General features: G+C 68.3%; 19 protein-coding genes. 9 read left to right on the plus strand and 10 right to left on the minus strand.

Annotated features, from left to right (window positions below; genetic code table 11):
• Positions 1-15: 15 nt before the first annotated feature.
• From Bsp3421_RS21300 to Bsp3421_RS21310, 3 genes are all read right to left on the minus strand, one after another.
• Positions 16-1,092, minus strand: coding sequence for an LLM class flavin-dependent oxidoreductase (locus Bsp3421_RS21300; RefSeq protein WP_274003177.1), 1,077 nt, complete (start codon positions 1,090-1,092; stop codon positions 16-18).
• Between the two features lie 618 nt (positions 1,093-1,710).
• Positions 1,711-1,902, minus strand: a complete 192-nt coding sequence (locus Bsp3421_RS21305) for a DUF3562 domain-containing protein (RefSeq protein WP_274003178.1) — start codon at positions 1,900-1,902, stop codon at positions 1,711-1,713.
• Between the two features lie 141 nt (positions 1,903-2,043).
• On the minus strand, positions 2,044-3,270 hold the full coding sequence (locus tag Bsp3421_RS21310; protein ID WP_274003179.1) for a multidrug effflux MFS transporter: 1,227 nt from the start codon (positions 3,268-3,270) through the stop codon (positions 2,044-2,046).
• Between Bsp3421_RS21310 and Bsp3421_RS21315 the strand changes: the two genes are divergently transcribed.
• Complete coding sequence (locus Bsp3421_RS21315) at positions 3,269-4,153, plus strand: AraC family transcriptional regulator (protein WP_274003181.1); 885 nt, start codon at positions 3,269-3,271, stop codon at positions 4,151-4,153. The two genes, Bsp3421_RS21310 and Bsp3421_RS21315, sit on opposite strands and share 2 nt — an antisense overlap.
• Positions 4,154-4,439: 286 nt before the next feature.
• Here Bsp3421_RS21315 and Bsp3421_RS21320 read toward each other — a convergent pair whose 3' ends face one another.
• Positions 4,440-5,081 (minus strand): DUF922 domain-containing protein, encoded by a 642-nt coding sequence (locus Bsp3421_RS21320; RefSeq protein WP_274003183.1) that lies wholly within the window; start codon positions 5,079-5,081, stop codon positions 4,440-4,442.
• Positions 5,082-5,178: 97 nt separating this feature from the next.
• On the opposite strand from Bsp3421_RS21320, the gene Bsp3421_RS21325 reads away from it, so the two are divergent.
• Positions 5,179-5,715, plus strand: coding sequence for a hypothetical protein (locus tag Bsp3421_RS21325; RefSeq protein WP_274003184.1), 537 nt, complete (start codon positions 5,179-5,181; stop codon positions 5,713-5,715).
• A gap of 16 nt (positions 5,716-5,731) precedes the next feature.
• Here the strand turns inward: Bsp3421_RS21325 and Bsp3421_RS21330 are convergent, their stop codons facing one another.
• The 4 genes from Bsp3421_RS21330 to Bsp3421_RS21345 all read right to left on the minus strand — a co-directional run bounded on the left by Bsp3421_RS21330 (position 5,732) and on the right by Bsp3421_RS21345 (position 11,181).
• The gene (locus Bsp3421_RS21330) at positions 5,732-6,487 is read right to left on the minus strand and encodes a hypothetical protein (RefSeq protein WP_274003186.1); all 756 of its coding nucleotides are present in this window, start codon (positions 6,485-6,487) and stop codon (positions 5,732-5,734) included.
• A 35-nt stretch (positions 6,488-6,522) separates the two neighbouring features.
• Positions 6,523-6,735, minus strand: coding sequence for a hypothetical protein (locus tag Bsp3421_RS21335; RefSeq protein ID WP_274003187.1), 213 nt, complete (start codon positions 6,733-6,735; stop codon positions 6,523-6,525).
• Positions 6,736-7,096: 361 nt separating this feature from the next.
• Complete coding sequence (locus tag Bsp3421_RS21340; protein ID WP_274003189.1) at positions 7,097-7,597, minus strand: hypothetical protein; 501 nt, start codon at positions 7,595-7,597, stop codon at positions 7,097-7,099.
• A gap of 56 nt (positions 7,598-7,653) precedes the next feature.
• Entirely contained in the window at positions 7,654-11,181 is a 3,528-nt protein-coding gene (locus Bsp3421_RS21345) for a CHAT domain-containing protein (RefSeq protein WP_274003190.1), read from the minus strand.
• Between the two features lie 415 nt (positions 11,182-11,596).
• On the opposite strand from Bsp3421_RS21345, the gene Bsp3421_RS21350 reads away from it, so the two are divergent.
• Both Bsp3421_RS21350 and Bsp3421_RS21355 read left to right on the plus strand, forming a co-directional pair.
• Positions 11,597-11,902, plus strand: coding sequence for a HigA family addiction module antitoxin (locus Bsp3421_RS21350; protein WP_274003193.1), 306 nt, complete (start codon positions 11,597-11,599; stop codon positions 11,900-11,902).
• Positions 11,903-12,069: 167 nt separating this feature from the next.
• Positions 12,070-13,419 carry an MFS transporter gene (locus Bsp3421_RS21355; RefSeq protein ID WP_274004312.1) on the plus strand — a complete coding sequence of 450 codons (1,350 nt, stop codon included), beginning with the start codon at positions 12,070-12,072 and terminating at the stop codon, positions 13,417-13,419.
• A gap of 449 nt (positions 13,420-13,868) precedes the next feature.
• On the opposite strand, the gene cysS is transcribed toward Bsp3421_RS21355, so the two are convergent.
• Positions 13,869-15,272 (minus strand): cysteine--tRNA ligase, encoded by a 1,404-nt coding sequence (gene cysS, locus Bsp3421_RS21360; RefSeq protein ID WP_274003194.1) that lies wholly within the window; start codon positions 15,270-15,272, stop codon positions 13,869-13,871.
• A 294-nt stretch (positions 15,273-15,566) separates the two neighbouring features.
• Here cysS and Bsp3421_RS21365 point away from each other — a divergent pair, with 294 nt between their 5' ends.
• On the plus strand, positions 15,567-16,061 hold the full coding sequence (locus tag Bsp3421_RS21365) for a cupin domain-containing protein (RefSeq protein WP_274003196.1): 495 nt from the start codon (positions 15,567-15,569) through the stop codon (positions 16,059-16,061).
• Between the two features lie 13 nt (positions 16,062-16,074).
• Here Bsp3421_RS21365 and Bsp3421_RS21370 read toward each other — a convergent pair whose 3' ends face one another.
• Entirely contained in the window at positions 16,075-16,845 is a 771-nt protein-coding gene (locus Bsp3421_RS21370; protein ID WP_274003198.1) for a class I SAM-dependent methyltransferase, read from the minus strand.
• Between the two features lie 293 nt (positions 16,846-17,138).
• Here Bsp3421_RS21370 and osmF point away from each other — a divergent pair, with 293 nt between their 5' ends.
• From osmF to Bsp3421_RS21390, 4 genes are read left to right on the plus strand one after another with little or no spacing between them, the layout of a single operon-like run.
• Positions 17,139-18,068 carry a glycine betaine ABC transporter substrate-binding protein OsmF gene (gene osmF, locus Bsp3421_RS21375; RefSeq protein ID WP_274003200.1) on the plus strand — a complete coding sequence of 310 codons (930 nt, stop codon included), beginning with the start codon at positions 17,139-17,141 and terminating at the stop codon, positions 18,066-18,068.
• Positions 18,065-19,243 (plus strand): ABC transporter permease, encoded by a 1,179-nt coding sequence (locus tag Bsp3421_RS21380; RefSeq protein ID WP_274003203.1) that lies wholly within the window; start codon positions 18,065-18,067, stop codon positions 19,241-19,243. Before osmF ends, Bsp3421_RS21380 begins: the two co-directional genes overlap by 4 nt.
• A complete protein-coding gene (locus tag Bsp3421_RS21385; RefSeq protein WP_274003204.1) occupies positions 19,240-20,169 on the plus strand; it encodes an ABC transporter ATP-binding protein in 930 nt (309 codons plus the stop codon). The genes Bsp3421_RS21380 and Bsp3421_RS21385 overlap by 4 nt, the downstream gene beginning before the upstream one ends.
• Positions 20,170-20,186: 17 nt before the next feature.
• Positions 20,187-20,945, plus strand: coding sequence for an ABC transporter permease (locus Bsp3421_RS21390; protein WP_274003205.1), 759 nt, complete (start codon positions 20,187-20,189; stop codon positions 20,943-20,945).
• Positions 20,946-21,149: the final 204 nt, after the last annotated feature.

Consider the following 21,149-nt stretch of genomic DNA (forward strand, 5'->3'; position numbering starts at 1 on the left):
CGACTCCGGGCGCGGTCACGCGAAATGGGTGGCGACGATCTCGGCGAGGCCGGCGTAGCTGTCGCGGATCAGGTCCAGCTCGTCGAGGTGGTCGAAGCCCATCACGTGCAGCACGCCGAAGCCGCCCGAGAGCGCCTGCATCTCCTCGATGCGCGCGCGCACCGTCGCGGGCGAGCCGACGATCCAGCAGTGCTTCGCGACATACTCGACCGTCACGTCGCTGTCCGGCACCGCCGGATCGTGCTTGAGCAGGCCGAGCGCCTGATTGCCCGCCAGCATCGGCAGATAGTCCTCGCGGAAATAGCGGCCCATCTCGCCGTGCACCGCGCGCCGCCACGCTTCCTGATCCGTGTCGGCGACGAGGAACGGCCGGCTGACCCGCCACATGTCGCGCGACGGCACGGCGCGCCCGGCGTCGCGCGCGCCCTGCTCGACCACCGCCCAGTGCGTGTGCAGGTATTGCGGCGTGAAGCAGAAGCTGATCGGAATCCAGCCGTTCGCGCCGGCGATCCGCAGCGTCGCCGAGCTGGCCGACAGCCCGGTCACGCCGATCGGCGGATACGGCTTCTGCCAGGGCTTCAGGTGGTAGCTGCTGCGTTTTTGCGGCTGGTCCGCCGGCCGGCGCGCGGTCCAGAAGCGGCCGCGATGCTCGAACGGGCCGTCGCTCTCCCAGAAGCGCGTCATGATCGCGATCGACTCGGCCGTCATCTCGCGATGCACGCCCGACGCGTAGTCGATGTCGAACATCTCGAGGTCGAGGTTGGTGCCGCTCGCGCCGATCCCGACCATCAGCCGACCCTGCGACAGGTGATCGAGCAGGCAGATCCGGTGCGCGAGTTCGGCCGGATGATGGAACGGCAGCATGAACGCGCCCGGCGCGAGCCGGATCCGGCGCGTGCGCAGGAACGCCTGCGCGAGCAGCAGGTCGGGCGACGGGCACGGCTCGGCGGGCATCATGTAGTGCTCGCCGATCCAGGCTTCCTCGAAGCCGATCCGGTCGAGATATTCGAGCGTGTCGAGATCGTGATGATGGCCGTCGTAGAGCGAACGGGACGGCGGATGCGCAGGCATCAGGAAAGCGCCCAGCTTCATGGGTGTGTGTCCTCGGAATGGACTTCGCCTCACCCGGCGGCGCCGGGCGCGAAGTTCTCGGTTATCGACCCGCGCCGCCGGCAGCGGACGTGCTCGCGCACCGCCCGGCGAGCGGTGTCGCGCGTCCGGACGCCGGGGCCCGGGGTGCGGCGGTACAGCGGGAAAACCAGTGCTGGAACGGGAAAGCGATCGACGTGCGGCGGCCGGCGTCAGCGGCCGCCGCGCGGACGCGTGCGACGCGCGGCGCAGGGGTGCCGGGCGGGAGCGGGATGGCGGCGCTCGAACGGTTCCACGGTGCTCATCGATATCCTTGCGGTGAACTTCACGATTCAACGAGACATCCCCGCTCGCGCGGGTGTGACGAGGTCCTACAGATTGCCAGGGCGTGTTCCGGGGCCGGCCTCCCCCGGGCGCTGGCATCGGCGCGTGGGTCGGGATCGGGCGAGGCGGCGGGCCTTGCTTGTCTATACAAGGCGGAGAGACGAAAGCAGTCTATTAAGCCGACTGTCGAGTGACGATTCGTGTAAACCCTTCATCTGTTAATTAACGTGGCGCTTGAAAATGCGCGCGATCGTTAATCGCGGGTCAATATCCCGATAAGTGAACAGGCGTTACAGGTCAGTGGGCGGCGCGGTTGCGCAGGTTTTCGCGTACGCGCTTGGCGACGAGCACGGCGAGGTAGTCATGGATCCGCGCGCCCTCGCTGTATTGCGCGAGCGTTTCCTCGTACAGCCGCGATACGGTTTCAGGGGGGACGCGGGTTTCCGCCGCAATGGATTGGACCATTTCTGCGACGTCGATTTGGGCCATGAAGGTTCTCCGGAATGAACACGCGGACGCCCATTTAAATCCGATAAAATCCCGGCCGCCAATTGAATCGAGCAATCGCGCGCGGCCGGCTTTGCCTGCCGCGCTATCCGGTTCAGGGCGGGATGCCCGGCGTGCGCGGCCTCACCCGCCCAGCCGGTCGCCGTCGACGGGTCGGCCGGCCTGTGCGTTTGCCGCCCCGGGCTGGGACGCTCCGCGGTGCAGGACGAACATCGCGATGGCCAGGCACGTCCAGAACGCACTCAAGGCGATCGGGGTGTCGAACGGCAACAGCGTGGTGGCGGCAAGCGCCATGCCGAGCATCAGGTAGTAGGTCACGCCGAACAGTGCCCCGGCGCGTCCGAGGCTCGCGCCGTAGTGGCGCAGCGCGGGCGCCAGGAGGTTCGGAATGGCGAGACCGAATCCCGCGAATACGGGCAGCGCAGTCGCGGCCCACAGCGCGCCGGGGCGTGTCGACACGAGCCCGCAGGCCAGTTGGCCGACTACTCCGAGCAGTACGAAGATCAGGCCGAGCCGCACTCGGCGATCCGGGTCGATCCCGCCGGGCAGCCGACGGTTCCAGGCAGCGCCTGCGCTGCCCGCGAACGCCACGGCGAGCCCGACCCAGCCGAAGCCGAGACCGGGCAGTTCGCCGACCATGAACGGGCCGGCCGCGTAGAACGAGAAAACCAGCGTATTGAGGCCCGCGACCAGCGCCGCCGCGCGCCACAAGGCGGAATCGCCCGCCATGCGCAGCGCCAGCTGTTTCAGCGGCGTCGGGATCGGGGTGTCGGGCCGGGTTTCGTCCAGCCAGCGCGCGCCCGACAGCATCAGGCACAGCACCAGCGCCGCGATGGCCCACAGCACGCCCGGATAACCCTGCCGGTCGGACAGCCATTGTCCGGCCAGCGGGCCCACGGCGGGCGACCATGCCAGCACGATGCCGAGCGTGACGAAATACTGCGTCAGCGCAGGGCCGCTCAGGCGGTCGCGCAGGATCGTCTGGGTGGTGATCGAGCAGGTCGCCATGCCGAGCGCCTGGACGAAGCGGCCGAGCAGCAGCCATTCGTAGCGCGCGGCGACGAGCGCGATCAAGGTGCCGGCCAGTGCCAGCGCGAGACCGGACAGCAGCGCGGGACGTCGCCCCCAGCGATCCGACACCTGCCCCCAAAGCAGGACGCCCGCGGAAAAGCCGAGGAAGAACACGCTCATCACCCATTGCGTGTGAGCCGGGTCCAGGCGCCACGCGTGAGCGAGGTCCGGCAAGGCGGGCGCAAGGATGGTCTCCGCGATCTGCGGCAGCGCGAGCCACGCGATGACGAGCCATTTAGGCGGCAGTGTGGGGTTGAGGGTGGGTCGAGACGGTTGCATGGCGCTTCTCTTTGGTGCGATTCGAGTCGGGAAGGCCGGTAGCGTAGCCGCTGCGCGAAAGTTAAAATCACGCGACTCAGGCAAAAAACATCGCAAGACAGCCATGCCGTATTACGCGCCCGACGCCGTGGTCGATCCCGATCTCGCGACGTGCCCGATCGTCGGGCTCGCGGTGGACACGCATGGGCACGGCTCGGACTGGCACACGCATCGGCGCACGCAGTTGCTTTATCAGGCGGCGGGCGCGGTGACGTTGTATACGGGCGATCGGGTCGGACAGCTGGCGCCGTCGCAGGCCGTGTGGCTGCCCGCCGGGCTGCGGCATCGAACCACGATGCACGGCACCTTCATGTATCGAAGCCTCTATTTCGATGTCGAGACGTATCGCGGCTTGCCGACCTTCCCCGCCATCATCGAAATCAATGCGCTTGCGCGCGAGCTGATACTCCGCGTGACGGGATGGGCGGCCGACGCCGTGCTGACGCCCGCGAAGCGACGCCTCGTCGCCACTCTGCTCGACGAACTCGCGGCCGCCCACCGTGCGCCGCTGCATCTGCCGATGCCGCGCGACAAACGCTTGGCGGCGGTATCGCAGGCGCTGCTCGACGAGCCTGCCTTGCCGCTGTCGCTTCACGAGTGGGGCGAGCGGGTCGGGGCGAGCGAGCGAACCCTGGCCCGGGCCTTTGTGCGGGAAACCGGGATGACGTTCGCGCAGTGGCGCACGCAATGTCGTCTGGTGGTGGCGCAGTCGCGATTGGCGGAAGGCGAATCGGTGACGGCCGTGGCGCACGGCGTCGGTTATGCCAGCGACAGCGCGTTCATTGCGATGTATCGGCGGGTGTATGGGGTGTCGCCGGGGAAGTGGGTGCGCGGGGCTGGGTGATGTATGCGCGGGGCGGTATCGCTTTCGGGTACTGACCGGGGAGTCGAGCCGCAGTCGCATGGACCTCCCCTCGAATGCAGCAATGACATCGTCGGGCAGCAGAGTATCGAAACCTTGCGCTGTGCAAGTCGAGACCTGATCTATCAATCAGCGTTCAGATCTGATATTGGTTGGATTTCACCTCATCAAAGTCGATAATCGACCCACTGCCGCCGCTCCTATCGGAGCCATAGCAGCGTCCGTTCAAAGCATATCGGTCAGCACTGCATCTTCTAGATTCGATATATCAACCGAAACAACGATTTCGAACTTTGGCAGCGTAGTCGGATTCCTTCGGTTTATCGAGCCCATACGCCCTCCACTGCTCTACCCCATGGGCGGTGACAGCATCATAGTTGTTTTGCTCGTTGATCATTTTCTGGACGTCGTGGTTCACCAACTGAACGATCTCCCTACAGTCCATGTTTGGCGAAGATCTAATCTTGACTTGCAGCGCCTGCATTTCATGCACGGCAATCTGAACATGCCATTCCTCATGATCAGAAAGAGATCGATCGTAGAATGCCCAACATTCCTGATCTTGTGGCTGCAGTTCCCGAGTCGTCAACTTTGGCACTTTGACGACTAGATTGACGGCAACGATTGCCGTATCGGAGGAACACGTATTGTTTTCGACGAGAGATTCCGGTCCCAGTTTGACGGAATATGATGTGATCCCCTCATACCGTCCCTGAAGGTCCTTCTCCCTTTGGAGGCTGACCTTAATTGAATTCCATATTTCATTCCAGGTGCTACCAGACACGTTGTAGTAGTCCATCTTAAAGCTTAATTGGACATCTTTGTCGGTGGGCCCAGCAGCTCCGGCCATGGTGAGCAGGGAGATGCCCGCTACGCCCAAGCCAATCACTCTCCGCAGGACGGATCCCATAGAAAAGGCTCCTGGAAAAATTAAAGTTGCTCGGAGATTTAAGTCACCCCGGTGCACAATAAACTAAACTATACGTTGCTCCTCCGGAGGCTAAAACATGCGCTCCATCGTGCAAATGGTGTTAGGCCTTGTATTTTTGGCAGTTCTCGTTGGATCTGCGCAGTCAAAATCGTTTGTGAACACTTATGTGAGTTTCGACATACCAGACGATTGGCAATGCCGCCTCGAAGAGACAGAGTATGTCTGCCAGCCGCCCGCCGATCCGGATGGCAAGTACAGCATGATCGTGATCCTGGCGGCGAAAGAAATCGGGCCGATGGATAGCCCGCAACTCTATATTCAATATCTTCAGGATGATGTCGGCACGAAAGCTGGTGTTGAGACGGTTCGGGCGCCAACGAGCACACTGATCGGCCAAGTAATCTGGATCGATGCAATTTATTGGAACTCAGAGGTCAAAGACTACCAGACCCGCTATCTGGCCCGGACGGAGGGCAACCTTGGCGTTCTCGTGACATTCTCGGCTCATCGCAGTGTGGCCGATCAGTCCCAGGCCATTTCGGACCGGATCGCCAAGTCCCTCCAGGTCAACAGCTATCGCGCCCGGCCGGAGCTTGAGGAGGACAGGCACTGAATTGACTTCTCGGGCGTCAACTCTTGGCATGGGCATCCGTGAATCCTGGCATCAGGATGTTGAGGATGCCGTTGAAGCTCGGAATGGCGCCGAACACGTAATACCGGGCTTTATCGTGCCAGTTGGGCGTCACGTAGAGGGTCTGGGTGGCGGCAGGATTGCTCATCTGCTCAATCGCGCGCGTCAGCCACGTCGGATAATCGCCGTCTGGAGCTTGCGACAGATCGTACAGGACCATGGAACCGCTCACCCGTCTTGCCGTCAGGATGAAGGGACCACTTTTTAGAGTGTCAATATCCCGGCCGCCCTGAGCCGCGATCGTCTGTTGAGCTTGCTTCAAGAACGTTCTAGCCCCAGAAATGTCGTAGCGATCACCTAGGGTCTTGCAGTCGGCCTTGTCATCCTCGGACCAGGTTGTCACCGGCCAGACGAACGGGGCGATTTGCACATCCTGGCCGTAGGAATTGATCCGCATAGGCGTCCCTTGGTTGAGGGTGCCGCTGAAGCTCATGTAATTCAGGAACAGAGGGCAGAAGCGATCGATCTCCTCGCGACTTGTGAAGATCGGAACGGCATATCCGATCGCGTTGGCGGGCACCTGATCTTTGTGCGCCAGAACGTAGCCGTGAACTTCGATCAGTTTCTCGCCGGTGGGTGCCGGCGAATTGTTCCAGCCAATCGGCGGCGGCGCTCCGAGCAATCCGCCCCCTGCCGATGAGTTGGCGTCCGAGGCGGTTGTGCAACCCGTAGTCAAAGCCAACACCGCGCTCATGATTGCGCATCGCAGCCATGGGATTTTTACGGAGGTCATTTTTCGTCTGCCGCCTGCTTATCGTTCGCTGTCTGCGCGCGCGGATTTAGCAGTCTAAAGATCAACTCTGATCCGCCAGCGCCGATGACGAAAGCCATGAGGGCAACAGAAGTGCCAAGGCCGTTGAGTGGCCAGAAAAACGCCAAAGCGATGGCGCTCAGGACTACGCCAATCGCAACGGCCTTCACCGATAAGAGCTTGATCAGCATGACGACTCCCCATGTCCCCAAGGGCTCATCAAAAGGCAACCAGACCGAGCGCGCGCTAGCTGCGATCACCTCTCGGCTGACGCCAATCGCAGACGTTCCTCTGCTCGAAGCGAGTGTATCGAATTTCGCTACCAGGAGCCACCGGGCCACCGACGTTCACCTCACTCCGACGAGGGCTGCAGGGAGAGCCGGTATTTCCGCGGCTCTAACAGATTGAGCCGCCGGATGTTTACGTTACGTTCACAATCCAGATTTCCCGCCACCTGCCGCCGCGTCGACCAAGCGTAAAAGCTGACTCTTTGCCTCACGGATATCGATAGTCCGCATCCCTCAAGCTAAACCCAGCCAATCCCTCCCCGCCTCACTCCTCCCCATCCACCCCGAACAACTTCAACAACTCCCGCACCTTCGCCCCCAGTTCCACATTCACCTTCACCGACCGCTGCTCCGACACCGACCCATCCGGTTTCTCGTCGCGCTTGCGCTCGATCGTCACGCTGCCCTTGCTGGTCGCGAGCAGCAGCAGCCCGAACACGAGCGCGTTCTGCAGCACGTCCGCGCCTTCGAGAAACGCGAGCTGGCCGGCCTGCCCGACCGCCGCCTCGGTCTGCGCGCGCAGCGCATCGTCGTCCGCCGCACGCGCGAGCACCGCGCGCGCGAACGCGTCGACCTCCTGCCCCGAATCGGCGAGTTCGCCGATCAAGGCCTGTGCCCGCGCATAAGCATCGGCATCGACCCGTTCGCGCAGGCGCGCGTCGGCGTCCTGCGCGTCGTCGAGTGCGAGCGTGTCGATCGACAGCGCATACAGCGCCTCGATCACGGCATGGCCCGGCAGGCTGCTGATGGTGTGTTGGAGCGTCATCGAATCATTCCTTGTGTCTGTCTAATGGAGAAGCGTCAATCAAACCCATCGATCGGTTACAGCGTGGCCAGCCCGAACACGCTCAGCGAGCGCGCGATCCAGCGCGGCATGCCGTCGCGCTCGCGCGCGTCCGCCAGCCGCGTGACGAGTTCGGCGAGCGTGGCGGACGGCTCGTTCAGCCACGCGTCGAACAGCGTCGCCGACAACGGCTGGACATCGTTCATCAGCACCGGCCACTGCGGCGCGACGTAAACCAGCGTGCCCGCCAGCAGCATCGCGCGCTCGATGCCGAGCCGCTCGCGCGCCTCGGAAAAGATCGCCTGTCCGGAATCGCAGGCGCCCGAGACCACCACCTTCGGCGCATGCCGCAGCGTGGCGAGCGCGCCCCAGTCGAGCAGATGCCGCACCAGTGCCTCCGGATGGCGCGGCAGCGTCTTGGACGGCGGCAGATTGCCGTCGTGCGCGACCAGCAGTTCCGCGGTGTGCTCGGACACGCGGCCGTGGCAGGCGATCCGCGCCGCGTCGCTCGCAGCAAGCCCCGCGAGAATCGCCGGGCCGGTCGCCTCCGCGCCCGTCGCGCCGCGCCACGCGATCGCGTGCGCGTCACAGCTCGCATGCCAGCGCCGCGACGCCGCCGTGATCGCATCGATCGACTCGGGCAAGTCGCCGATGCGCCAGACCGCCGCGTCGAACACGCTGCGCGGCCGCCAGCCCGGCCTCACCCCCGCCGCGCGCGCCGCATGCTGCAGCCCCGCGTAGGCGAGCAGCGACGGCGCGAACGTGATCGATTGCCCCGCGGGCGCGGCCAGTGTGACGGGCGCCGTCGGCAAGCGACCGGAACTCCAGATCACGCGCGGCCTGCCGAGCGACACGAGCAGCCCGTACAGCGCCGCGTCGAGCTCCGGCCAGCCGCGCACGGTCGAGAGCGCGCCGGGCGCGGGGCGCATCATCGCGAACGGCAGCCTGAAGTGCAGCCGCCTGGCCACCTCGTGCCAGACCGCGGTCGGCAACGGGAAATCCACGACCCGCGACGTGAGGGCCGCGCCCTCGCGCTGCGTGACGACGAACGTCAGCCCACGCCCCCGTTCGACCGGCTGCACGATCACGGTGTCGTCGGATAGCCACCCGGCGAGCACGGCTTCGTCGAGCCGGTCGCACAGGCTGTCGATATCGTCGAAGCCCGCGCCCGAGCGTTGGCAGATCCGCTGCGACAGCACGAGCGACGATTGCAGATCCCCGAGCGCGCGCTGCATCGTCGCCTCCGTGCCGGACGTCGGGGCGTCGCCCGCTTCGCCGACATGGTGCGCGGCCCAATCCACGATCGGCTGCAAGGGGGCCAGCGCGTGATGCGGATCCGCCTGCGGATCGAGCACCGCGGCGAGCCGGATCACCTGGTCCAGCCCTTCGAGCGCATCGTCGGCCGCCGCATCGGCCTCGCCGCCGCCATAGCGCGCGAGATGGTAGCGCGCGGACGCATGAAGCGGCGTCGACAGATCGGACCAGCGCGCGAGATACGCGCGCGCGAAGTCCAGCACGTCGGCTTGCGATGCGCGCGCGATCGGCAGGGTCAGCAGTTTCGACAGGATCAGCGAGGCGGTCGGGTACTGGAGCAGGTCGATGTCGTCGTAATAGGCCACCAGCACCTCGACGTCCTGATCGTAGTCCGCCCGCTGCGCGTCGTCCGCCGCCCCGTCACGCAGCATCAATGCCGCGATGCCGCGGCACAGCAGGTCGTCGTCGCGGCTCGCCGACGCATGGATCGCGCGCACGATCGCTTCCGCCGTCGCGCGGTCCTTCGCCGTGTCGCGCGCGTCGAGCTGTCCGGCGATCCCGAGCCCGATCTGGCGGCGGGTCGGCAAGGCCCAGCCGTCGACCGGCACGCGCGCGACCAGTTGGTCCACCGTGCGCCGCATCACCGTCTCGTCCCGCTGAATCGACAGCACGGAGAGCCGGCTGTTCTGGACTTGCAGCCATTCCTCGCTCGTGGTCACCGCGGCCAGCGCGTCGAGAATCCGCATGGCCTCGCTCAAGTGGTTGCTTTCGCGCAGCGCGATCGCGCGGTTGCGCTCGTTGACGCGGACGTCCGCGTCGCGCAGGTCATCGCCAATCAACGCGCGGCACGCGTCATAGGTCGCGAGCGCGGCGGCGCTCTGCCCCGCATAGCGCTGCGCGTTACCGTATTCGGTCAGGAATGCGGCGCGGGTCTCGACGCGCAGGCTCTCCCAGGCCTCGCCGAGCGCAGCGCGCGCGCCGTCGAGCGTGGCCGGCGTCATCTTCACTTCGCCCATCTGGTGCAGCAGCCGAACGGCGTCGCACAGCAGCAGGATCAGTTCGTCCGCCCTGCCCGCGGCCAGCAGTCGCGCAGCGCCGGCTTCGGCGATACGCATCAGGTCGTGAGGCGTCGTGACGCCGTGCAGGTACTCGCGACACACGCCATGAAGCTGGTCGATCTCCACCTCGGCGATCACCTTCAGGAGCGTGGTCAGCGCATCGTCCGCGAAACGCAGCGGGAGCGCCGCGCGCGCACTGCTTTCGTCGAAGACGCGCAGCACCGAGAGGCCCGCGACCGACAGCGCGGTCCGCCCATCCTCCGCCGGCTCGGACGCGAGCTTCAGCACGGCGGCCAGCACCTGGTCGAAGCTCAGCGTGCGCCGCGCGAACGCGAGCGGCACGTGCTCGGCCGGGTCTTCGCGTTGGGCCTGGGTCAGCATCAGCTGGTACGCGACATAGGCCTCGCTCCACTGCACCACGCGCGGGTTGGGAAACGGCAGGCCGTCGTACTGCGCCGCATGCACGCCTTCGTAGGCGGCGATCGCGCGGCAGCCGTCGTAGTGCGCACGATCGTAGTGGACCATGCACGGGCCGAAGGCCTCGGCGATCTTCTCGCCGAAGGCGGCGAGCGTGGCGGGAATCAGCAGCTTTGGACGCGCCAGCACCTCGGGCAAGGGTGTGGTCCAGCGATGATCGGCGCGCGCGCAAAGGCCGAGCGCATACACGAGCACGCTGATTTCCAGCATGTCGGCGCGCGCGCGTTCGCGCCCTTCGTCGGTCATCAGCGGCGCGGCCTCGTCGGGCGGCAGATACGGCCGATCCCGCAGGTCCTCGCGGCCCGCCGCGACGGAGATCTGCACGTAGCCCGCCAGGATGCTCCATACCGCCGCCTGGAAGCGCGCCCCGATCAGATCCGGTTCGTTCAGGAAGCGCTGCATGAGGGCGGCGCGCCGCGCCGGATTGCCGGCGGCTGCCTTGAGCTGGTTGAGCAAGGCCACCTGGCCTTCGCAGCACCAGCGCAGCAGATGGGTCCGCCAGGCCCGCGCGTCCGCCATGACCTCGATCGCCGTGATCGGCCGCCCGAGGAGCGCGGTGAGCGTGCATGCGAGCGTGGCCGCGTCGATCTCCGCCGTCGCGCCCGGGTGGACCGCGGCCGATTCGCTGTCACTTGGCACGAACACGCTGGCGAAGCCGTGCCGCCCGAACTCGCCGCAGCGCGGACAGCGCCACCAGCCGGCGCCGCGCCCGGCGAACGCGTCGAACGGCGCCGCGTTGGCGGGAAAGTCGCAGATGATCAGCCCGACCCCGTTCATGTCGGGCATCGCGGCGACGTATTGACAATGCGCGCACGTCAACGGCGCGCGCCCGGGTTGAAGAAATGGTTGGTTCACGCGTGTTCCCCGAAGTTGATCGATGAGTCGATTCGGTTTCGTCTTGGCGATGCGCTGGCAGGCGCATCGCGATCTTCAGCGCACGCAGAGTATGGATAAATCGTCTGGCGATTGCCAGTGCTCACGGCGATTTTTCATGCCTTTTTCGTGCATGTCTGTTTCAGCCCATTTCAGCCGTTTTCCTGACGTTTTCCCGACGTTTTCCTGCGACGCACCCGAAGCACACGTTTGCACGCAATCGCCCGTGCATCGGGCGTCGCGCGGTCACAACCCCCCGATGAAGACAAGCGACACTTGACGATTGACCCTGGCACGATTTGCCGATACCTTATGCGCCATGGTCAACCCTGAATTCCTTCATCCCGGTACGCTGATCCGCCAGGTCTGCCTTGCGCGCTTCAACCTGAGCGTGACCGAAGGCGCGCGCGTGCTCGGCGTCAGCCGACAGGCGCTGACCAACCTGCTGACCGGCAAGGCCGGCATCTCGCCCGAGATGGCGCTCCGGCTCGACAAGGCCTTCGGCGGCGGCGCGGAGACCTGGCTGCAACGCCAGCTGCTGCACGATCTCGCGAAGGCACGCCTGCGGCTCGACGAACTGCAGGTCGTGCAGATGGTGCCCGAGCAGCAGCCCGGGCTGTTCTGAGCAACCGGCATGACGAGCGCGCCGAATCCGCCTGGCTGCTCGCCCGCCCGATTCGCGGGCATCATGACGGTCGCCCCCGCCACCCCGCCTCGACCGTTCATTCCGCCGCCGTGAGCAGCCAGACCAATTTCCGCGTCATCGCCGCCGTCGTCGCCAGCGCCCTGTTCATGCAGAACCTCGACAGCACGGTCGTCGCCACCGCGTTGCCGAGCATCGCGCGCGACCTGCACGTGAACGTGGTGTTTCTCAGCAGCACCATCACCGCCTACCTCATCGCGCTGACCGTGTTCATCCCGGTCAGCGGCTGGATCGCCGACCGGCTCGGCGCGAAGCGCGTGTTCGTCGCGGCGATCGCGCTGTTCACCGTGTCGTCGGTGCTGTGCGCGGCCGCGCACGACCTGCCCGCGCTGCTCGCCGCGCGCGTCCTGCAAGGCGCGAGCGGCGCGCTGATGGTGCCGGTCGGACGCTTGATCCTGTTCCGCGGCGTGCAGCGCAGCGAGATGCTCGCGGCCACGACCTGGCTCACCATGCCCGCGCTGCTCGGGCCGCTGCTGGGCCCGCCGCTCGGCGGCTTCCTGAGCGACGCGCTGTCGTGGCGCGCCGTGTTCTGGATCAACGTGCCGGTCGGCGTGCTCGGCTGCGCGCTCGCCGCGTGGCTGATCCCGGCCGGCGAGCGCGCGCCGGCGCGGCCGGCCGACCTGCGCGGCCTGCTGCTGGTCGGCGCGGCGCTGACCACGCTGATGCTCGGCGTCGAGACGATCGGGCGCGGCCTCGCGCCCGCGTGGCTGCCGCCCGCGGGTATCGCCGCCGGCGTCGCGCTCGGCTGGCTCGGCGCGCGGCATTGCCTGCGCACGCCCCATCCGGCCGTCGACCTGTCCTTGCTGCGGATCCCGACCTTTCACGCGGCGACCGTCGCGGGCAGCCTGTTCCGCGCCGGCGCGGGCGCGCTGCCGTTCCTCGTGCCGCTGACGCTGCAGGTCGGCTTCGGCGCGAGCGCGTCGCGCAGCGGGCTGATCTCGCTCGCGAGCGCGCTCGGCTCGCTGTGCATGCGCCCGCTGACGCGCATCGCGCTGCGCTGGCTGACGATGCGCGCGGTGCTGATCACGGGCAGCCTGTCGTTCGCGGCGATGCTCGCGACCTGCGCGACCCTGTCGTCCGGCTGGCCGGCCGCGGCGATCTTCGCGCTGCTGCTGGCGGGCGGCCTGAGCCGCTCGCTGAGCTTCGCGTCGCTCGGCGCGCTGGTGTTCGCCGACGTGCCCCCCGCGCAGCTGTCCGCCGCGACTTCGTTCCAGGGCACCGCGCAGCAACTGACCAAGGCGGTCGGCGTCGCGCTCGCGGCCGGCTCGCTGCACCTGACGATGCTCGCGGGCGGGCGCGCGCAGCCCGCGCATGCGGATTTCGCCTGGGCATTCGCCGCGCTCGCCGTGGTGGTGCTGGCCTCGTGGCCGATGTTCGCGGCGCTGCCCGCCGACGCGGGCGCGGGCCTCGACGGACCACGGCGCGGGGCCTCGGCCTGACGGCGGCGGCGGGAGGGGTGCATGGGTGCATGGGCGCGCCGCGCGCACCCGCCGCCGGGCAACCCGCCTCGCCCATGACGCGCCCGCCCGATTCCTCGGTCACGCATTCTCGCGGCTCAGGCAAGGGCTTCGGCACGTCTCTTATCGACCAGCGTCGGCACGCCCTTCGTCGTTCCTGTTGCGCCCCCTCGACCGTCGCATCCGACCGCAGCGTGCGCGGCCGCAGCGCTAACGCAACATGTCTTGCATCGGCCCGGCGATCGTGCGTCGCCACCGTTCCGATGCCGCCCCCTTGACCATCATGAGCGGTCGCGGCATTAACGCAACACGCCTTTCATCGACCCGGCGGCCATGCGTCCATCACCGCTCGACCTCGTCCCCTCGACCACCACGCGCGACCGCAGCGTCAACGCAGCACGCCTTTCATCGACCCGGCGGCCATGCGTCCATCACCGCTCCGACCTCGTCCCCTCGACCACCGCGCGCGGCCGCAGCGACTGCCCCGTCGCCTCATCCACGACGTGCCATCCTTGCTCGGCCAGTTCGTCGCGCAAGGCATCGGCGCGCGCCCAGTCGCGGGCCGCGCGGGCCGCGATCCGCGCCTCGGCCAGCGCGCGGATCGCCTCGGGCGCGACGGCCCCGACCGGCCGCCGCGTGCCGAGCCCAAGCCCCAGCACCATATCGAAGCGATCGAAGCTCGCGCGGCGCACCGCTTCCGGCAAATCGCCGCGCGCGACCGACCACGCCTGGGCAAGCGCGCGCGGCAGGTTCAGATCCTGGTCCAGTTCCGCGCCGAAGCGCGCCACCGCCGCCGGATCGGCCTCGCCGCCCTCGGGCCAGCTCGCGTACAGCGCGCGCAGCCGGTCGAGCGCCGCCTGCGCGGCATCGAGCGCATCCCAGGTGAAGCGCAACGGGCTTCGATAATGCGCGGTCAGGCACAGATAGCGGTACGCGAGCGGATCGATCCCGCGCGCCACGAGCGTTTGCAGGCGCAGGAACGCCCCGCCCGACTTCGACATCTTCTCCGCGTCCAGCGTGAGGAACTGGCCGTGCAGCCAGAAATTGGCGAGGCGCGTGCCGTACGCGGCCTGGGTCTGCGCGATCTCGTTGCTGTGGTGGACCGCGACGTGATCCTCCCCCCCGCAATGGAGATCGAACCACGGGCCGAGATAACGCGCCGACATCGCCGAGCATTCGATATGCCAGCCCGGAAAACCACGACCCCACGGGCTGTCCCATTCCATCTGCCGGCGCGCGTCGGGCGGGCTGAACTTCCACAGCGCGAAGTCGGTCGGCAGCCGCTTGTCGCCGAGCGCGACGCGCTTGCCCGGCTGCAGGCCGGCCCGGTCGAGCCGCGCGAGGAAGCCATAGTCGGGCTGACGCGCGGTGTCGAAGTACAGGCCGTCGCTCGTCCGGTAGGTGTAGCCGTTGCGCTCCAGCGTGGCGATGAAGTCGATCTGCTCGGCGATGTGGTCGGTCGCGCGGCACCAGACCGCCGGTTCGAGCAGGTTCAACGCGCGCCAGTCCGCGAAAAACGCCTGCGTGTAGCGCTCCGCGATCACCCACGCGGATTCGCCGGTGCGCCGGCTGCCCTTTTCCATCTTGTCCTCGCCCTCGTCCGCGTCGGACACGAGGTGGCCGACGTCGGTGATGTTCACGACATGCCGCACCGCGTGGCCGTGCCATTCGAGCGCGCGCCGCAGCACGTCCTCGAACACGTAGGTGCGCAGGTTGCCGATATGCGCATGGTCGTACACGGTCGGACCGCAGCAATACAGGCCGACGGCGTCGGGCTGCAGCGGTTCGAACGGGCGCACGGTGCGCGACCAGGTGTCGTAGAGGGCAAGCGGCATGAACGGTTCCGGTGAGGGCGGCGGAGCCGAATCGGCAGTCCGCGCGCCAAAAACAAAAAGGCCACCGGTTTTTCAACAGGTGGCCAGTGGGCGCTTCGTCAGGATCGCGCGAATCGACGCGCTACACGCAGCCTCCCCCCGGCCGGCTCGGACAGCAGGCAAGCGCGACGGCGGTGACGAACGGGAGGGTGTGCATGAACGGCATCGTAGCGGCTGGCGGCGCGACGGTCAACGCATGGACAAGCACCGCCGCGCGTGGTCAGATGATGGCCCCACAATCGAAGGAGCGCCGCCATGAGCCGCCCCGACTGCATCCGCCACTGGACCGAACTCGAAGATCCGGACCGCGCACACTATCCCGACTCCAGCGAGCGGATGGGCATCAACGCCCCGCTCGCCCGCAAGCTCGGGCTCACACGCATCGGCATCCACCACCAACGCCTGCTGCCCGGCCGCCGGACCTCGTACCCTCACGCGGAAAGCACCGAGGAGGAATTCGTCTACGTGCTGGAAGGCACGCCCGACGTCTGGCTCGACGGCCACCTGTACCGGCTCGCGCCCGGCGACGCGGTGGGTTTTCCGGCCGGCACCGGCCAGTGCCACACGTTCATCAACAACAGCGAAGAGGAAGTGCGCCTGATGGTGATCGGCGAGCGGCCGAGGGACGACAACCGGATCCGCTATCCGCGCAACGAAACCTACGAGGCCACCCGCGCGGACCGCTGGACCGACTGGCCCGCGCGTCCGCTCGGCCCGCATGACGGGCGGCCGGACCGCGAGCCGTCGTAGGCGCGAGGCGGAATCAGGCCGCCGGCCGCGTCGCCGCGAGGAACAGGATCGGCGGGCGCCGGCAATCGGCTTCGAGGTCCGGGCGCACCGCGAGCGCATCGGACACGGGCGCGGGTTCGCCGAGGTGGGTCAGCACGAAGCCGGCCTTCAGCAGCGTGTTCACGTAGGTTTCGACCGTGCGGTGGTACTTGATCACGCCGTCGACGAACCAGCGCGTGTCGCGCCGCCCTTCCTGCCGATAGCGGTCGACCGGCCAGTGCTGCCTGCGGCCTTCCTCGTCGCGCACCCAGCCGCTCGGATACGCGGTGCAGATCGGGTGCTCGACCGAGAACACGAGCCGCCCGTTCGAGCGCAGCGCGTCGCGGATCCGCTCGATCACCTCGACGTAATGTTCGACATAGTGCAGCGCGAGCGACGAGACGACGAGGTCGAACGCGCGCGGCGACGGTTGGTAGGTTTCGATCGAGCGCTGCAGATAGACGATTTCGTCATCGTCGGTGCGCGCGCGCGCTTCGTCGAGCATGCGCGACGAGACGTCGACGCCCGTCACCGACGCGGCGCCGTGCGCGCGCGCATAGCGCGCGAATTCGCCGAAGCCGCAGCCGAGGTCCAGCACGTGCAGGCCCGTCAGGTTCGGCAGCAGGCGCCGCAGCGCCGGAACTTCCAGCGCGCCGTTCAGGCCGCTGTCCTCGTCGCGCAGATCGCGGTAGCGCTCGAAGAAGGAAGCGTCGTCGTAGATGTTCTGTGGGGGATGCGAAAAATGGATGCTGGGATCGCTGCTCACGATGAACGCTCCTTGACCTAGGCGCTGTCCGGCGCAACGGGCGGCGGGCCGGCCGGAATGGAATGGAATCGCCGCGACGCTGATTGTATCGCTCTGCTTGAGAATTGAGCAGGTCGGGCCCCGCGCGCCGCGCGTTTTTTTGACCTGAACCCGCATGCAACCGGTTCCCCGCGCACGCATCCGGGTTTGCCAAAGGCCGCCCAGTCCAGTACCTTGACCGGCACGCCCGCCCTTTGCCCCTTATTTCCGGGCGGGATTTCGCCATTCGCTGCCCCGCAGGAGGTTTGTCTACCATGACGTTCCGCTTTCCGCTCCACGCCGCGCTGCTGGCGTGCGCCGCCGCCGGCGTGCTGGCCGCCGCGCCCGCCCGCGCGGCCGACGCCATCGTCGTCGGCTCGAAGATCGACACCGAGGGCGCGCTGCTCGGCAACCTGATCTCGCAAGTCCTCAAGGCGCACGGCCTCGCGGTATCCGACAAGATCGGCCTCGGCGCGACGCCGATCGTGCGCAAGGCGCTGACTACCGGCGAGATCGACATCTACCCCGAATACACCGGCAATGCGGCGTTCTTCTTCAACCGCGCCGACGACCCGGTCTGGAAGGACGCCGCGCGCGGCTACGCGCAGGCGAAACAGCTCGACTACGCGGCCAACCGCATCGTCTGGCTCGCGCCCGCGCCCGCCAACAATACCTGGGGCGTCGCGCTGCTCGCCTCGGTCGCGAACGCGCACCACCTGAAGACCTTCTCCGAGTTCGGCAAGTGGGTCGGCGCGGGCGGCAAGGTGAAGCTCGCGGCGTCGGCCGAATTCGTCAACAGCGCGTCGGCCCTGCCGTCGTTCGAGAAGACCTACGGCTTCAAGCTGCGCCAGGACCAGTTGCTGGTGCTGTCGGGCGGCGATACGGCGGCGACCATCAAGGCCGCCGCCGCGCAGACCGACGGCGTGAACGCCGCGATGGTGTACGGCACCGACGGCGCCATCGCGGCGGCCGGCCTCGTCGTGCTCGACGACAACCAGCGCGTGCAGCCGGTCTACGCGCCCACGCCGATCATCCGCGAGGCGGTGCTCAAGGCCCATCCGGACATCGCCGGCTACCTGCAGCCGGTGTTCGCGAGCCTCGACCTCAAGACGCTGCAGACCCTCAACAGCCGGATCCAGGTCAACGGCGAGCCGGCCGCGAGCGTCGCCGCCAGCTATCTGAAAGCGAAGGGCTTCGTGAAATGACGGATGCCGCGCGACGCGCCGCACGGCGCGCGCGCGTCGACGCCGTCGGCATGCTGGTCGCGCCGCTCATCGTCGTCGCGCTGCTCGGCCTGCCGTGGCTCACGCTGCGCGCGAACCGCATCGCCGCGGGCGCCGACCTGGGGCTGTTCCAGGCCTATCCGGCCGGGCTCGCGGGCCTCGCCCTCGCGCTCGGCGCGCTCGTGGCCGGCTGCGCGCTGCTGGTCGGCCGCGCCGGCTGGCGGCTCGCGGCCGGCGTCGCGCTGCTGGCCGCGCTCGGCCTCTCGCTCGGCGCCGCGCCCGCGCGGCTCGTCACGCCGGACACGCCGCTCGCGCGGGTCTCGCCCGCCGCCGGCGCGTGGCTGTTGCTGTTCGCGGGCGCGGTGCTGAGCGCGGACGCGCTGGCGCGGCTCGCGCTGTCCCCGCTGGCCCGCCTCGGCGCGCTCGGCGCCGCGCTGGCGGCGCTCGCGGCGGCGCTGCACGGCGGCCTGTGGGACGGCCTGTCCGTGATGCAGGAATACGCGGTGCGCGCGGACAGCTTTCATGCGGAAGCCGCGCGCCATCTGGCGCTCGTCGCCGGCTCGGTCGCGGCGGCGCTCGCGGCCGGCCTGCCGCTCGGCATCGCGTGCGCCCGCTCGCGAACGCTGCGCAGCGCCTGCCTGCCGCTGCTGAACATCGTGCAGACGATCCCGAGCATCGCCCTGTACGGCTTGCTGATGGTGCCGCTCGGCCTGCTCGCCGCGCACCTGCCGCTCGCGGCGGCGCTCGGCGTGAGCGGCATCGGCGCCGCGCCCGCGCTGGTCGCGCTGTTCCTGTACGCGCTGCTGCCGATCGTCTCGAGCGTCGTGGTCGGCCTCGACCAGGTGCCGGCCGAGGTCGCCGAGGCCGCCGCCGCGATGGGCATGACGCGCGCGCAGCGGCTCGCGCGCGTCGAGCTGCCGCTCGCGCTGCCGGTGATCCTGAGCGGCGTGCGGATCGTGCTGGTCCAGAACATCGGGCTCACGGCGGTCGCCGCGCTGATCGGCGGCGGCGGCTTCGGCACCTTCATCTTCCAGGGTCTCGGCCAGTCCGCGACCGACCTCGTGCTGCTCGGCGCGCTGCCCACGATCGCGTTCGCGCTCGTCGCGGCCGTGGTGTTCGAAGCCGCCACCCGCCTCGCGCAAGGAGCCCGGGCATGATTGAAATCGACCACGTGAGCCGCGCGTTCGGCACCCTCCTCGCCGTCGACGACGCCACGCTGACGATCGCGCGCGGCACCGTGACCGTGCTGGTCGGCGCGTCGGGCAGCGGCAAATCCACCCTGCTGCGCATGATCAACCGCCTGGTCGAGCCCGGCCGGGGCGCGATCCGCATCGACGGCGTCGACACCGCCACCGTGCGCGAGGAAACGCTGCGGCGCGGCATCGGCTACGTGATCCAGGGCAACGGCCTGTTTCCGCACTGGAGCGTCGCGCGCAACATCGCGACCGTGCCGCGCCTGCTCGGCTGGCCCGCCGCGCGCATCGCCGCGCGCGTGCAGGCGCTGCTCACCCTGCTCGAACTCGACCCCGAGCGCTACGCCGGCATGCTGCCGCACCAGTTGTCGGGCGGCCAGCAGCAACGCGTCGGCGTGGCGCGCGCGCTCGCGGCCGAGCCGGCGATCCTGCTGATGGACGAGCCGTTCGGCGCGCTCGACCCGATCATCCGCGGCAAGGCGCAGGACGACCTGCTCGAACTGCAGCGCCGGCTCGGCATCACGATCGTGCTCGTCACGCACGACATGGACGAGGCGCTGCGGCTCGGCGACCAGATCGCGGTGATGGACGCCGGCCGCATCCTGCAGGCCGGCACGCCGGCCGAGATCCTGTCGCGCCCGCAGCCGGGCTTCGTCGCGCGGCTCGTCGCGGGCGCCGACCGGCCGCTGCGGCTCTTGTCGCTGACCCGCGCCGATACGCTCGCGGAGCCGGGCGCGGCCGACGGCGCACCGCTGCCGGCCGACGCGACGCTGCGCGACGCGCTGTCCGAGCTGCTCGCGCGCGGCGCCGACGTACTGCCGCTTGCGGGCGCATCGGCGAGCCGGATCTCGCTCGCGGCGATCCGCGCGCACGCGGGGCGGATCGCGTGACGGGGCGCGCGTCGAGCATGAGCGGCGGACGCATCGTGGTGGCGGCGGCGCGCGCGCTCGCGGCCGCCGCGCTGCTCGCGCTGCTGCTGCGGCCGGGCTGGTTCGCGCCGTTGTTCGCGCCGCTCGTGGAGCACGGCGCGCCCGCCATCTACGATCGCGCGAGCCTGCTCGACCTCGCGCTCGCGCACCTCGCGCTGGTGGCCGTGTCGAGCGCCGCGGGCGCGCTGGTGGCGCTGGCGGCGGGCGTGTTCGTCACGCGGCCGGCGGGCGCGGCGTTCCTGCCGATCGCGCGCAGCATCGCGAACATCGGCCAGACCTTTCCACCCGTCGCGGTGCTGGCGCTCGCGGTGCCGGCGGTGGGGTTCGGGGCGAAACCGGTGCTGCTCGCGCTGACGCTCTACGGCCTGCTGCCGGTGTTCGAAAGCACGCTCGCGGGCTTGCAGCAGATTCCCGCGCCGACGCTCGACGCCGCGCGCGGCATGGGCCTGAACGGGCGGCAGCGGCTGCTGGCGGTGGAGCTGCCGCTCGCGCTGCCGGTGATCCTGAACGGGCTCCGGCTCGCGGTGATCATCAACCTCGGCACCGCGACGATCGGCTCGACGGTGGCCGCGCAAGGGCTCGGCGACGTGATCATCGCCGGCTTGCAGACGTCGAATACCGCGTTCGTGCTGCAAGGCGGGCTGGTGGTCGCGCTGCTCGCGGTGCTCGTGTACGACGCGCTGGGATGGGTGGCGCGGCGGCTCGCGCCGGTGACGGCCGCCGAGCCGCGCGGCTAGGTTTTTCCCGCGCGCTTGGATCGCGCGCCGGCCCCTCCCGGCGCGCGATCCAAGCCGCGGATGATCGACGGTCCGCCTCACGCCTGTCGATTTCATCGGCTTCCCGCCGTCGGCTGGCCCAATCGGTCAATTGATTTATCGCACCGTGGCTCGCCTAAAATTTTCAAATCCATTTCATGTGCATTACAATACATCGCATGACAT

This window comes from Burkholderia sp. FERM BP-3421, assembly GCF_028657905.1.
Classification (GTDB): Bacteria; Pseudomonadota; Gammaproteobacteria; order Burkholderiales; family Burkholderiaceae; genus Burkholderia.

What these genes read in the sequence shown, in the direction of transcription:
- Bsp3421_RS21300 (WP_274003177.1), bottom strand. Translation starts at nt 1,092, where the DNA reads ATGAAGCTGGGCGCTTTCCTGATGCCTGCGCATCCGCCGTCCCGTTCG.
- Bsp3421_RS21305 (WP_274003178.1), bottom strand. Translation starts at nt 1,902, where the DNA reads ATGGCCCAAATCGACGTCGCAGAAATGGTCCAATCCATTGCGGCGGAA.
- Bsp3421_RS21315 (WP_274003181.1), top strand. Translation starts at nt 3,269, where the DNA reads ATGGCGCTTCTCTTTGGTGCGATTCGAGTCGGGAAGGCCGGTAGCGTA.
- Bsp3421_RS21310 (WP_274003179.1), bottom strand. Translation starts at nt 3,270, where the DNA reads ATGCAACCGTCTCGACCCACCCTCAACCCCACACTGCCGCCTAAATGG.
- Bsp3421_RS21320 (WP_274003183.1), bottom strand. Translation starts at nt 5,081, where the DNA reads ATGGGATCCGTCCTGCGGAGAGTGATTGGCTTGGGCGTAGCGGGCATC.
- Bsp3421_RS21325 (WP_274003184.1), top strand. Translation starts at nt 5,179, where the DNA reads ATGCGCTCCATCGTGCAAATGGTGTTAGGCCTTGTATTTTTGGCAGTT.
- Bsp3421_RS21330 (WP_274003186.1), bottom strand. Translation starts at nt 6,487, where the DNA reads ATGAGCGCGGTGTTGGCTTTGACTACGGGTTGCACAACCGCCTCGGAC.
- Bsp3421_RS21335 (WP_274003187.1), bottom strand. Translation starts at nt 6,735, where the DNA reads ATGCTGATCAAGCTCTTATCGGTGAAGGCCGTTGCGATTGGCGTAGTC.
- Bsp3421_RS21340 (WP_274003189.1), bottom strand. Translation starts at nt 7,597, where the DNA reads ATGACGCTCCAACACACCATCAGCAGCCTGCCGGGCCATGCCGTGATC.
- Bsp3421_RS21345 (WP_274003190.1), bottom strand. Translation starts at nt 11,181, where the DNA reads ATGAACGGGGTCGGGCTGATCATCTGCGACTTTCCCGCCAACGCGGCG.
- Bsp3421_RS21350 (WP_274003193.1), top strand. Translation starts at nt 11,597, where the DNA reads ATGGTCAACCCTGAATTCCTTCATCCCGGTACGCTGATCCGCCAGGTC.
- Bsp3421_RS21355 (WP_274004312.1), top strand. Translation starts at nt 12,070, where the DNA reads ATGCAGAACCTCGACAGCACGGTCGTCGCCACCGCGTTGCCGAGCATC.
- cysS (WP_274003194.1), bottom strand. Translation starts at nt 15,272, where the DNA reads ATGCCGCTTGCCCTCTACGACACCTGGTCGCGCACCGTGCGCCCGTTC.
- Bsp3421_RS21365 (WP_274003196.1), top strand. Translation starts at nt 15,567, where the DNA reads ATGAGCCGCCCCGACTGCATCCGCCACTGGACCGAACTCGAAGATCCG.
- osmF (WP_274003200.1), top strand. Translation starts at nt 17,139, where the DNA reads ATGACGTTCCGCTTTCCGCTCCACGCCGCGCTGCTGGCGTGCGCCGCC.
- Bsp3421_RS21380 (WP_274003203.1), top strand. Translation starts at nt 18,065, where the DNA reads ATGACGGATGCCGCGCGACGCGCCGCACGGCGCGCGCGCGTCGACGCC.
- Bsp3421_RS21385 (WP_274003204.1), top strand. Translation starts at nt 19,240, where the DNA reads ATGATTGAAATCGACCACGTGAGCCGCGCGTTCGGCACCCTCCTCGCC.
- Bsp3421_RS21390 (WP_274003205.1), top strand. Translation starts at nt 20,187, where the DNA reads ATGAGCGGCGGACGCATCGTGGTGGCGGCGGCGCGCGCGCTCGCGGCC.